Raw genomic sequence first — 13218 nt, 5'->3', positions numbered from 1 at the left:
CACGGTAGCGAGCAAAAACATGATGAATACGCACGGATTTTTTTATTGGGAATACGACAAGGCGGCAGATTGTCTGACGCTTTGCTCAGACACGACCCAACGAAAAATCCGTACGGCGCTGAAGGGCGAAGTGTTAACCCAAAGTGCTTTTATCAGCTGTGATTGTGAGGCGGATGAGTTTATGTTCTACACCCAGATTATGGAATTGCTTGAATACTGTGATTTGGTTGCCCCTGAAAAACGGGAGTTTCTTGCCTATACGGCGGTTGCCGCCCGCACATTCTTACTGCCGACACAACCCAAAAGCTGGTTTTTTGAAGCCATGGATAATGCGGCAACGGCATTGCCGGAAGAATGCCCTTATTTAGTGCAGACCCGGGTTAAACAAAATCAGCGAATCATTTCTCTGCTGCTATTGGCAAGCGATGGCAATGTTGCCGATTGTTTGTTACTGGAAGATGAACTCAGTCTGCCGGGACTTTGTTTGCAGTTCGGACAACCGCTGCGCATTTTCAATAATCGCTTACAACATTTGGCTGCAAGCGAGCATTCCACCTCATTTTGGCAACAACAAATTGCTTAATATTCCGTTTTTATCCTTTAATTATCGCCCCAACAGAGATTAATCTATGCAATCCGATACCTTGCAAACCAACTTGCGTTTTGATTTACACTGCCACAGCAACGCCTCCGACGGCGTACTCACTCCGACTGACGTGGTGGCAAGAGCGGCAGAACAGGGAATCGATGTGCTTGCTTTGACGGATCATGACACCGTGAATGGCTTAGACGAAGCGCGGCAAGCGGCGCGGCAGCACGGTATCATATTGATTAACGGCGTGGAAATTTCAACCGTATGGCAAAATCGCGGTATTCATATCGTTGGGCTTGGTTTCGATCACCGCCATCCGGCGATGACCGCACTGTTAACCCAACAAGCCGAGTTACGTCATCAGCGCGCTTTGGAAATCGGGGCAAAATTAGAGAAGTGCGGTGTCGACAATGCCTACCAAGGCGCGAAATCATTGGCGGCAGGGGAGGTGACCCGTGCGCATTATGCCCGCTATCTGGTGCAAATCGGCAAAGTAAAACATGAAACTCAAGCCTTTAAGCGCTATCTCGGCCAGGGGAAAGGCGCATATGTCGCCTCGCAATGGTGCGATATTGAAACGGCTAACCGTGTTATCCATCAGGCAGGCGGTTTGGCGGTTTGCGCCCACCCGTTGCGTTATCCGCTAACGCGCAAATGGCTCAATCGGTTGTTTAGCGATTTCCGGCAATGGGGTGGTGACGCGGTGGAAGTCGCACACAGCGGACAATCCCCCGATCAGCGGCACAATTTAGCCAAACTCGTAGAGGAGATGGGAATGTTTGCCTCCGTCGGTTCGGATTTTCATTATCCCTGCGGTTGGATCGAATTGGGAAAAAATCTTTGGCTGCCGACAAGCTCCAAACCGATTTGGTCGGCAGCGCAGTTTCAGATTTAAAGATGGCAATATATTAGAAAGGCGGAGAGTTCCGCCTTTGTTCAATCGTCTAACGCCTTTTTTTGGCACAGCCTTGTTTCGCTTTAAAGCGCGGATTTTCTTTACAGATCACATAAACCACGCCATGACGACGTACAATTTTACAGCCCTGATGGCGGGATTTCGCACTTTTTAATGAAGATAATACCTGCATAGCCCTTCCCTTATGATTTACTTTTCAAGCCAAATTTTGCAAAACGGTTGGTAAAATCGCTGACTCGGCCTTCCGCCGCCATTTGCCTGGTTTTACCGGTATAGTAGGGGTGTGACGCCGCGGAGGTATCGCACATGAACACGGGATATTCCTTACCGTCTTCCCATAGCATTGTATTGGTAGTACGCGCACAAGAACGGATTAAGAAACCGGTTTTTGCGCTGGAGTCATAGAATAATACCGTACGGTAGTTATCGGGGTGAATACCTTTTTTCATTATTTAGCCTTATTGTAAAAAGTGATTTTCAAGGTCGGTTAGAATACATCATTGATAATAATTATCAATAGCAAAAATGTAAAAACCCTATTTTTTACTCTAAATGAGAATGAATTGAGATTGTAGCGCCCAAAAACAGATTATTCCGTCGGTTGAATCCGACCATAAAAGGTGGACTTTTCACTTTTTATCAAAAGCGGAGATAAATCGGCGGATTTTATCACACAGCGGGATTTCAGCTGCCTTTAAATGTCATAAAATACATATAAATTTGTTTTAAAAATCATACACTAAGGGAAGCCGCAATAAAGAATGGGAATGATAAAAAAAGCCTAAAACATGAGATTATTAATGTTAAAAAATTGTTTCTGCCTGGTTATTCTGTGGTCGAAGCCTCATTCAATAACCAATCAAAGGAGCAAGTTATGCAAGTCATCCATGCAATAAAATCAATGAAAGCGATGGTCTATCATGGTGCTAATGACATTCGTGTCGAGGAGAAACCGATTCCACAATTGATTGAAGCAACCGATGCGGTCGTTAAAATTTTACGCACCACAATCTGCGGTACTGATCTTGGCATTTGGAAAGGTAAAAATCCTGAAGTTGCAGAAGGTCGGATTTTAGGTCATGAAGGTATCGGCGTGATCGAAGCCGTCGGATCGTCGGTTAAAAATTTCAAAAAAGGCGATAAAGTGATTATTTCTTGTATCAGTAAGTGCGGTGTTTGCGACAACTGTAAGAAACAATTGTATTCCCACTGTGAGAATGGCGGCGGTTGGATTCTGGGTTATATGATTGACGGCACGCAAGCGGAATATGTGCGTACCCCGTTTGCAGATAACAGCTTAATTCCTTTGCCGGAAACAATTAGCGATGATGTGGGTTTACTGTTAAGCGATGTGTTGCCGACAGGGCATGAAATCGGCGTGCAATACGGCGATGTGAAACCGGGCGATAGCGTGTTTATCGCCGGTGCCGGCCCGGTCGGAATGAGCGCGTTATTAACCGCACAGCTGTATAGTCCGTCCGTGTTGATTATGTGTGATATGGATGAGGGACGCTTGGAATTGGCAAGGGAATTGGGCGCCACCCATACCGTTAATCCCGCTGACGGGAATGTTCAACGGCAAGTTACTGCGATTGCGGGCAAAAACGGTGTTGATTGTGCGATTGAAGCCGTGGGAATGCCGCAAACATGGGCAATGTGTCAGGATGTCGTGAAGCCGGGCGGACATATTGCGAATGTCGGCGTTCACGGCAAATCGGTGGATTTTAATATTGAACGGCTGTGGATTAAAAATCTCACCATTACCACCGGGTTGGTCAATTCCAATACCACGAAAATGTTATTAAAGGCAATTTCTAACAGTAAAGTGGATTACAGTAAAATGCTGACGCACCACTTCAAATTAGGCGATTTACAGCGGGCTTACGAAGTATTCAAACACGCTTCGGAAAATCGGGCAATGAAAGTGGTGTTAGTGAACGAATAAGATAAAGTTTGCTCTTCTGCGGATAAGGGCTGAAATTTCAGCCCTTATCGTTTTATCCGTTTTAATCTTCACTGTCTTCCGCCAAAAATCCGCCGCTTTGGTGCGACCAGAGTTTGGCATAAACGCCGTTTAAATCGAGCAATTCTTGGTGCGTGCCTTGTTCGACGATTTGCCCTTTATCCATCACGATCAGGCGGTCCATTGCGGCAATGGTCGATAAACGGTGGGCGATGGCGATCACGGTTTTGTTTTCCATCAGTTTTTCAAGGTTCTCTTGAATCGCAATTTCCACTTCGGAATCGAGTGCGCTGGTGGCTTCGTCGAGTAACAAAATCGGCGCGTCTTTCAACATCACCCGCGCAATTGCAATCCGTTGCCGTTGCCCGCCGGACAGTTTCACCCCGCGTTCGCCGACGTGCGCGTCATAGCCGGTGCGTCCGTGCGAATCGTGCAGGTAAGGAATAAATTGATCCGCCGCCGCTTGTTGCGCCGCTTTCAATACCGCACTTTCATCCGCATTCGGACGACCGTAGACGATATTTTCACGCACTGAGCGGTGTAACAATGACGTATCTTGTGTGACTAAGCCGATTTGCGCGCGCAGGCTCTCTTGGGTAACATCTTTGATATTCTGTCCGTCAATCAAGATTTGCCCGTTATTAATATCGTAAAAACGCAATAACAGGTTGGTCAGCGTAGATTTGCCTGCGCCGGAACGCCCGACCAAACCGACTTTTTCACCCGGTTTGATATGCAGGTTGAAATCTTTCAGCAACGTGCGGTTTTCATCATAGTGAAAATCGACCTGATTAAACCGAATATCGCCGCCGCTGACCACTAATGGCTGCGCGGTTTTGCTGTCCACCACGGTGTGCGGTTTCGAGAGCGTACTCATGCCGTCTTGCACCGTGCCGATATTTTCGAACAAACGCGCCGATTCCCACATCATCCAGTGCGATAAGCCGTTCACCCGTAGCGCCATTGCGGTGGCGGCTGCGATCACCCCGACGTTGATATGCCCTTGCGCCCATAAGTAAATGCCTAAACCGGCAGTGGACGCCGCCAGCAGCGTATTCAAAATATGGTTGCAGACTTCCAACTGCGTGACCAAACGCATTTGCGCATGGACGGTGTACATGAATTCCTGCATTGAGGATTTGGCATAATTCGATTCGCGTTCGCCATGGGAAAACAGTTTGACCGTGGTGATATTGGCGTAAGCGTCGGTGATCCGTCCGGTCATTAATGAACGGGCGTCCGCCTGTTTGCTGGCGGTGTCGGCGAGTTTCGGCACAAAATAAAACATCATCGCAAAGAAAAACAGCAGCCAGCCCAGAAACGGTGCTAACAGCCAACCGTCGAATTGCACCAAAATAATGCCTGACGAAATAAAATAAACCGCGACATACACCACCATATCGGCACAAGTTATCACGGTATCGCGCACCGCAAGTGCGGTTTGCATGACTTTGGCGGACACCCGCCCGGCAAATTCATCTTGGTAAAAAGATAAACTTTGTCCCAACATCAAGCGGTGAAAATTCCAACGCAAGCGCATTGGGAATACGCCTTGCAGTGTTTGAAAGCGGATACTGGATAACAACCACAACCACAGCGGACTAACCATCAGCAATAAGCCAATCCAAATAAAACTATCGCCTTTAGCCGCTAACAGCTCCGATGGAGAGAATGCCGTTAACCAATCGACAATCAAGCCCATGATTTTAAACAACAGCGCTTCAAAAATCCCCATGCCGACGTTAAATATCATCAACAGCAGCAACCAACCGCGCAATCCGCCCAAGCCTGACCAGATAAAACTGAGCAGGTTGTTTTTCGGCGTTGTCGGTGCTTCGTCCGGATAGGGATTAATCCGGCTTTCAAACCATTCGAATAATTTTCGCATTGTAAATCCTTATTTAACCGACTTGTTTGAATTGAATTTGTTGCCGCGGATCGATGTCGAGCAAGTCCTCTTCATCTTGCCAGTCGAAGGGCGGCAATTCTTCTTTATCAAACGCAATGTCACCTTCCACACCATTAATCGGTTCGCCACGGCGGATACCTTTAAAGTCGAATAATTGCGGATCACACAAGTGTGACGGTGTCACGTTTTGTAATGCGCTAAACATGGTTTCAATCCGTCCCGGATATTGGCGATCCCAAGTTTGCAGCATGTCTTTCACCACTTGGCGTTGCAGATTCGGTTGCGAACCGCACAAATTGCACGGAATAATCGGGAACCGTTTGGCGATCGAATATTTCTCAATGTCTTTCTCTTTGCAATAGGCAAGCGGACGAATCACAATCTGTTTGCCGTCGTCGCTGATCAGTTTCGGCGGCATGGATTTGAGTTTGCCGCCGTAAAACATATTTAAAAACAGCGTTTCCAACATATCGTCACGGTGGTGTCCCAATGCAATTTTAGTCGCGCCCAACTCGGTTGCGGTGCGGTACAAAATACCACGGCGCAAACGTGAGCAGAGTGAACAGGTGGTTTTGCCTTCGGGAATTTTCTCTTTGACAATGCCGTAGGTATTTTCTTCCACGATTTTGTATTCAATGCCTAAGCCGGACAGATATTCCGGCAAAATATGTTCCGGAAAGCCCGGCTGTTTTTGATCCAAGTTGACCGCCACAATATCAAAGTGGATCGGCGCGCTCAGTTTCAGATTGAGCAAAATATCCAACAGAGTATAGCTGTCCTTGCCGCCGGAAAGACACACCATCACCTTATCGCCGTCTTCAATCATATTGAAATCGGCAATCGCGTTGCCGACATTACGCCGCAGGCGTTTGTGCAGTTTATTCAGGTTATAGATCTGTTTTTTGCTTTGTTGAGTATTATCAACAGAATTATTGGCTGTATTCATAATTAAAAGTGCGGTTTGCAGAATAGGTAAAAATCAGCGCATAGGATAAAGGCTAACGGGGGGAAATGCTACTTTTTTATATGAATTTACCGCACTTGCCAATGCGCTTTTGAGCTGTCAGCCCGTCAATTTTCGTGTACAATGTCGACTTTATTATTCAGATAATGACAACCGATCCTGAATCGGATCTTGAACTTGAGTAGCATATATGACTGAAACGGCACAGACCATTCCGGAGTTGGTGAGTTGGACCAAACAGCGTGAATTTTCGCTGAATTTGCCGACCGAACGTTTAGCCTTTTTGCTGACGATTGCGATTTACAATAACGAACGGATTGACGGCGAGATGATCGAACACGATCTGGTCGACATGTTCCGTTTGGTGTCGAATGAATTCGGCTTGGCGGAAGAGACGGTGCAACAGCGCGCCAACAACGCGATTAACGAACTGGTTAAACAACGCTTTTTAAACCGCTTCAGCAGCGAATTTACCGAAGGGCTTTCCATTTACCGCTTAACGCCGCTCGGCGTGGGCGTGTCCGATTACTATATCCGCCAACGTGAATTTTCCGCCTTGCGCCTGTCGGTGCAGCTCTCGATTGTTGCCGATGAAATTCAACGCGCCTCATCCGCCGCCGAAGAGGACGGCGATGAACACCATTGGCGCCGAAATGTGTATGCGCCGTTAAAATATTCGGTGGCGGAGATTTTCGATAGCATTGATTTGTCGCAACGGATCATGGACGAAAATCAGCAGGGCATTAAAGAGCAGATCGCCGAATTGCTGACTAAAGACTGGCAAGCGGCGTTGCTCAGTTGTGAACAATTATTGGACGAAACCTCCGGCAATCTGCGCGAGTTGCAAGACACGCTCAATGCCGCCGGTGATAAATTGCAGGCGCAACTGTTGCGGATTGAAGACTGTATTATCGGGCGAGGTGAACTGGATTTTGTCGGACAACTGATCGTCAATCTGCAAGCCAAACTGGATCGGATTATCAGTTGGGGGCAACAAGCGATTGACCTGTGGATCGGCTATGACCGTCATGTGCATAAATTTATCCGCACCGCGATTGATATGGATAAAAACCGCGTCTTCTCGCGCCGCTTGCGCCAATCCATTCACCACTATTTCGACGCGCCTTGGTATCTGTGGACGACCCAAGCCGAGCGCTTGGTCGATCTGCGCGACGAGGAATTGAGCCTCAGCGATGAGGACGCACTGGGCGAATTGCCGGAAGAGCTGCAATACGAATCGCTATCCGATCTGCATGAGCAGATTGTGGAGCAAATGCAAAGCCTGTTAATCCGCTACCGTGAAAACAATCAACCGATTGACCTCAGCCAAGTGCTGCGCCAACAGCTTGAGCACTATCCGCTGTCGCGCCATTTCGATGTGGCGCGGATTATCGTCGATCAAGCGGTGCGTTTGGGCATGGCAAACGACGATTTCTCCGCGGTCTATCCGCAATGGCAAGCAATCAACCCGCACGGTGCGGAAGTGCAAGCCAATGTGATTGACGGTTATAAATAATTTTTCTGCTAAATGAACGAACTCACTATGATAAATCAAACTTCTGAAGTCATGCCAACCAAACTCGCCACCGCGATTGCCAATCCGTTGTTTCCTGTGGTGGACAGCCTGCTGCGTGCCGGTCGTCATATCAGCCTTGATGATTTGGATAATCACGCCTTTTTGATGGATTTTCAGTACGAACTGGAAAGTTTTTACCGCCGTTATAACGTCGAATTGATTCGCGCGCCGGAAGGCTTTTTCTATCTGCGCCCGAAATCCAGCACCTTGATTGGGCGCAGCGTATTGAGCGAATTGGAGATGTTGGTCGGCAAAGTGTTGTGCTACCTCTACCTCAGCCCGGAACGTTTGGCGCAGCAAGGCATTTTCAGCAGCGAGGAAGTGTATGACGAACTGTTGAATTTAGCCGATGAGAGCAAATTGCTGAAAGCGGTCAATCAGCGTTCCTCCGGTTCGGATTTGGATAAACAAAAACTGGCGGAAAAAATGCGCGCCGCCTTAAACCGTTTGCGCCGTTTGGGCATGATTACCACCGTCGGCGATCAGTACGGCGGTAAGTTTGTGATTTCTGAATCAGTGTTCCGTTTCGGGGCGGAAGTGCGGTCGGGCGATGATCCGCTTGAAGCGCAACTGCGTTTAATCCGCGACGGCGAAGCGGCAAATGCGGATTCGTTAAAAGAAGAGAAACAAGCGAAGAAAACCGCACTTGAGCCGGAAAGTAACGAGTTTGATAACGAAGTCTTAGACAATGAAGATGACAACGAATTTGATGATGAAATCGACAGCAATGATGAACAAGGGGATCGTGAATAATGTCAGAATTTGAAAACGAACAACGGCTTAACCAAGTCGAAGAGACAACTTCAGATAACATCCTCGCCACATCAACCCCGGTACAAAGTGCGGTTGAACGCGGTAAATTCCGCTCGCTGACGCTGATTAACTGGAACGGTTTTTTTGCGCGCACCTTTGATTTGGACGAATTGGTGACCACGCTGTCCGGCGGTAACGGGGCGGGGAAATCGACCACCATGGCAGGATTTGTCACCGCACTTATCCCGGATTTAACCCTGTTGCATTTCCGCAACACCACCGAAGCCGGCGCCACCAGCGGTTCGCGTGATAAAGGTTTGCATGGCAAATTGCGCCCGGGCGTGTGTTATGCGGCGTTGGATACGCTCAATTCACGCAATCAGCGGGTGTTGGTCGGGGTGCGTTTGCAGCAAGTCGCCGGACGCGATAAAAAAGTCGATATTAAATCGTTCTCGATTCAAGGTTTGCCGCTGGCGGTTGAGCCGACCGCACTTTTCACCGAAGCGGTGAACGAAAAACAGGCAAAAGTGCTGGCGTTAAACGAATTAAAAGACAAAGCCGAGCAGAACGGCGCACAACTGAAACAGTATCATTCAGTGACCGATTACCACAGCATGATGTTTGAGTTGGGGATTATTCCGAAACGGTTGCGTTCGTCATCGGATCGCAGCAAATTCTATAAACTGATTGAAGCTTCGCTCTACGGCGGGATTTCCAGCGCGATCACCCGTTCCTTGCGCGACTATTTATTGCCGGAAAATTTGGGCGTGCGCAAGGCGTTTCAGGATATGGAAGCGGCGTTGCGTGAAAACCGCATGACCTTGGAGGCGATTAAAGTCACCCAAGCGGATCGCGATTTGTTCAAGCATTTGATTAACGAATCCACTGCTTACGTTGCCGCCGATTATATGCGCAACGCCAATGATCGCCGTCACCACATCGACAGCGCATTGAATTTCCGCCGTGCCTTGTTCAGTGCCAAACAGGAACAAACCTTTTCCGCACAAAAACTGATTGAACTCAGCAGGGAAGCGGCGGATTTGGCAGAAAGCGAAAAACGCCTCGAAGTCGATCACCAAAGTGCGGTCGATCACTTGAATTTGGTGCAAAACGTGTTGCGCCATCAGGAGAAAATCAACCGCTATCAAGACGATGTCAACGAGTTGCGCGAAAAACTGGAAGAGCAGCAAATCGTAGTCGAAACCGCCGCCGAACAGTTGGAAGAGGCGCAACAGCGGTTTGAACAGGGCGAGCTTGAAATCGATCAGGTGCGTGGACAACTGGCGGATTACCAACAAGCGTTAGACGCGCAACAAACACGCGCCTTGCAATATCAGCAAGCGGTGAAAGCGTTGGAAAAAGCCAAAGAAGTGTGTGGTTTAAACGATCTCGCCTTGAAAAATGTCGAGCAGTATCATCAAGAATTTGAAGAGCAAGTGGAAGAATTGACTGCCAAGGTGTTGCAACTGGAACAGCGGTTATCGGTGTCTGATGCGGCAAAATCGCAGTTTGACAAAGCCTATCGCTTGCTGAGCGAGATTGTCGGCGATGTGCCGCGTTCTGCCGCATGGGAACAGGCGAAAACCCTGTTGGCGGATTATCCGCAACAGAAAGCACAAGCGCAAAGTGCGGTCGGCTTGCGCAGCCAAGTCAATGAATTGGAACAGCGTTTGCAGGCGCAAAACAGCGCGAAACAGCTGTTGCAAGCGTTTAATCAGCGCAGCGGCTTGGCATTAAGCGAACCGCAAGAGCTGGACGACTTCCATTTACAACAACAAGATTTGGTTGATGAATTGACCCATAATCTTACCGAACAGGGTGAACAGCGTTCCGCTTTGCGTCAAAAACGCGAACAACTGACCGCACTTTATCAAGAAAACGAGCGCAAAGCCCCGGCATGGCTGACGGCACAAGCGGCGCTGGAACGCTTGTGCGAGCAGAGCGGGCAGCAGTTCGGCGACAGCCAAGATGTGATGGATTTTATGCAAACGCAGCTGGAAAAAGAGCGCGAACATACCATGGTGCGCGATCAGTTGCAGTTGCAAAAACAGCAGTTGGAACAACAAATCAGCCGCTTAAGCCAACCGGACGGTTCGGAAGATCACCGCCTGAATGCCCTTGCCGAGCGTTTCGGCGGCGTGTTGCTGTCGGAATTATATGACGATGTGCCGCTTGACGATGCGCCGTATTTCTCCGCCTTATACGGCCCGGCGCGCCATGCGATTGTGGTTCGCGACTTAGAAGCCGTGAAAAAACAGTTGCAAGAGCTGGACGATTGCCCGGACGATCTCTACTTAATCGAGGGTGATCCGGCGGCGTTTGATGATAATGTATTTTCTGCGCAGGAGCTTGAGGGCGGCGTGGTGGTACAGGTGTCCGAACGTGAAGTGCGCTATTCCAAATTCCCGGAAATTCCGCTGTTCGGACGCGCAGCGCGCGAAAAACGCTTGGAAGATTTAGCCGGTGAGTTGGACGAAATCAATGAACAGCACGCGCAGCGGGCGTTTGACGTACAAAAGTGCCAACGTTTACATCAACAATTCAGCCAGTTTGTCGGCTTGCATTTGGCGTTGGCATTCTTGCCTGATCCTGAGCAGGAAATGAAGCAAATCAATGCGCAGCGCAACGAATTGGATCGTGAACTCAACCAATTAACCGCCGGCGAACAGCAAGTGCGGTTGCAATTGAACGAAAGCAAAGAGTTGGTGCGCCTGTTAAATAAACTATCGCCACAATTCAACCTGTTAGCCGATGAAACTTTGCAAGATCGCATTGAGGAATATCGCGAGCAGTTGCTGAATGCCGAGCAAGATGTGCAGTTCGTACGCCAATTCGGGCAGCAATTACAACAACTTGAGCCGATTGCCGCCAGTTTGCAGAACGATCCGCAACAATACGACGCTCTGAAAAATGACTATCAAACCACCGTTGATCAGCAAAAACGCGCGCAACAATGTTTTTATGCGCTGTCTGATGTGTTGCAACGGCGCGCACACTTCGATTATCAACAGCAGCTACAAAGCGAAGGCTCAGAGCTGAACGAACAGTTGCGTCGACGTTTGGAGCAGTTGCAACAACAACGGGAACAGCAACGCGATCAACTGCAACAGAAACAGAAGCAGTTTGCCGAGTTTAACCAAGTACAAATTTCGTTACGCAGTTCGCTGGACGCGAAAAATCATATGTTGCTCGAACTGTTGGAAGAAGTGGATAAAATCGGCGGACGTGCCGATGAAGGGGCGGAACAGCGTGCGTTACAACGGCGCGATGAACTGCACCAAACCCTGTCACAAAGCCGCCAACGCCGCCATTATGTGGAAAAACAACTGACCTTGTTAGAGGCGGAAAGCGAGAATTTGGCGCGTATTATCCGCAAATCCGAACGCGATTACCGCAGTCAGCGTGAGCTGGTGGTGGCGGCAAAAGTGAGTTGGTGCGTAGTACTTCGTTTGTCACGCAACAGTGATGTGGAACGCCGCTTGAATAAACGCGAACTGGCCTATCTCTCCGCTGACGAATTGCGTTCGATGTCGGATAAAGCCTTGGGCGCATTACGTACCGCCGTCGCCGACAACGAATATCTGCGTGACGCCTTGCGTTTGTCGGAAGACAGCCGCAAACCGGAAAACAAAGTGCGGTTTTTTATCGCGGTCTATCAACATCTGCGCGAGCGGATTCGTCAGGATATTATTAAAACCGACGATCCGATTGACGCGATTGAGCAAATGGAAATCGAACTGTCACGCTTGACCGAAGAGCTGACCAACCGTGAACGCAAATTGGCGATCAGTAGCGAAAGTGTCGCCAATATCATGCGCAAAACCATTCAACGCGAGCAAAACCGGATTCGCATGTTGAACCAAGGTTTACAGAATATTGCGTTCGGACAGGTGAAATCGGTGCGTTTGGTGGTGAATATTCGCGATACCCACGCAATTTTGCTGAATGCGTTATCGGGCGAGCAGGACGATTACCAGGATCTGTTCAACAACAATCAAATTACTTTCTCCGAAGCCTTGGCGAAACTGTATCAACGGGTCAATCCGCATATTGATATGGGACAACGCACTGCGCAAACCATTGGCGAAGAGTTGTTGGATTACCGTAACTACCTTGATCTGGAAGTGGAAGTTTATCGCGGCGCAGACGGTTGGTTGCGTGCGGAAAGCGGCGCACTTTCAACCGGTGAAGCGATCGGTACCGGGATGTCGATTTTGTTGATGGTGGTGCAAAGTTGGGAAGAAGAGAGCCGCCGCATTCGCAGCAAAGATATTCTGCCGTGCCGCTTGCTGTTCCTCGACGAAGCCGCCCGCCTCGACGCCAAATCGATCTCAACTTTGTTCGAACTGTGCGAACGCCTCGATATGCAGCTTTTGATCGCCGCGCCGGAAAATATCAGCCCGGAAAAAGGCACAACCTATAAACTGGTGCGTAAAATCGCCCATAATCACGAATATGTGCATGTGGTTGGTTTACGCGGATTTGGGGCGACGGAGTAGGGCAAAGTGCGGTTGAAATTATTAGGGCGTATCATGTACGCCATAA

At 48.9% G+C, this 13218-nt stretch carries 10 protein-coding genes; 6 read left to right on the top strand and 4 right to left on the bottom strand.

Annotated features, from left to right (window positions below):
- Nucleotides 1-19 precede the first annotated feature (19 nt).
- Together ACWA5Z_RS10690 and rnm are read left to right on the top strand one after the other, a co-directional pair.
- Entirely contained in the window at nt 20-583 is a 564-nt protein-coding gene (locus ACWA5Z_RS10690) for a cell division protein ZapC domain-containing protein (protein ID WP_431052207.1), read from the top strand.
- A gap of 46 nt (nt 584-629) precedes the next feature.
- Nucleotides 630-1487 (top strand): RNase RNM, encoded by an 858-nt coding sequence (gene rnm, locus ACWA5Z_RS10685; protein WP_431052205.1) that lies wholly within the window; start codon nt 630-632, stop codon nt 1485-1487.
- 49 nt (nt 1488-1536) lie between these two features.
- Here rnm and ykgO read toward each other — a convergent pair whose 3' ends face one another.
- Together ykgO and ACWA5Z_RS10675 are read right to left on the bottom strand one after the other, a co-directional pair.
- Nucleotides 1537-1680, bottom strand: a complete 144-nt coding sequence (gene ykgO / locus ACWA5Z_RS10680) for a type B 50S ribosomal protein L36 (protein WP_431052203.1) — start codon at nt 1678-1680, stop codon at nt 1537-1539.
- Nucleotides 1681-1690: 10 nt separating this feature from the next.
- Nucleotides 1691-1957, bottom strand: coding sequence for a type B 50S ribosomal protein L31 (locus tag ACWA5Z_RS10675; protein ID WP_431052201.1), 267 nt, complete (start codon nt 1955-1957; stop codon nt 1691-1693).
- Nucleotides 1958-2382: 425 nt separating this feature from the next.
- Between ACWA5Z_RS10675 and ACWA5Z_RS10670 the strand changes: the two genes are divergently transcribed.
- Nucleotides 2383-3453, top strand: a complete 1071-nt coding sequence (locus ACWA5Z_RS10670) for a zinc-dependent alcohol dehydrogenase family protein (RefSeq protein ID WP_431052199.1) — start codon at nt 2383-2385, stop codon at nt 3451-3453.
- A gap of 61 nt (nt 3454-3514) precedes the next feature.
- Here the strand turns inward: ACWA5Z_RS10670 and ACWA5Z_RS10665 are convergent, their stop codons facing one another.
- Entirely contained in the window at nt 3515-5359 is a 1845-nt protein-coding gene (locus ACWA5Z_RS10665) for an ABC transporter ATP-binding protein (protein ID WP_431052197.1), read from the bottom strand.
- A gap of 13 nt (nt 5360-5372) precedes the next feature.
- Nucleotides 5373-6326 carry a tRNA 2-thiocytidine(32) synthetase TtcA gene (gene ttcA, locus ACWA5Z_RS10660; RefSeq protein WP_431052195.1) on the bottom strand — a complete coding sequence of 318 codons (954 nt, stop codon included), beginning with the start codon at nt 6324-6326 and terminating at the stop codon, nt 5373-5375.
- Between the two features lie 208 nt (nt 6327-6534).
- Here ttcA and mukF point away from each other — a divergent pair, with 208 nt between their 5' ends.
- Genes mukF through mukB form a run of 3 tightly spaced genes read left to right on the top strand, consistent with a single transcriptional unit; the run spans nt 6535 to nt 13172 of the window.
- Nucleotides 6535-7860, top strand: coding sequence for a chromosome partition protein MukF (mukF, locus tag ACWA5Z_RS10655; RefSeq protein ID WP_431052193.1), 1326 nt, complete (start codon nt 6535-6537; stop codon nt 7858-7860).
- A gap of 27 nt (nt 7861-7887) precedes the next feature.
- Complete coding sequence (gene mukE, locus ACWA5Z_RS10650) at nt 7888-8673, top strand: chromosome partition protein MukE (protein WP_431052191.1); 786 nt, start codon at nt 7888-7890, stop codon at nt 8671-8673.
- Complete coding sequence (gene mukB / locus ACWA5Z_RS10645; protein WP_431052189.1) at nt 8673-13172, top strand: chromosome partition protein MukB; 4500 nt, start codon at nt 8673-8675, stop codon at nt 13170-13172. Before mukE ends, mukB begins: the two co-directional genes overlap by 1 nt.
- Nucleotides 13173-13218: the final 46 nt, after the last annotated feature.

This window comes from Testudinibacter sp. P80/BLE/0925 (assembly GCF_053570785.1).
Note: the sequence above shows the minus strand (reverse complement) of the source record. Positions and strands in the feature narration are given on the sequence as shown.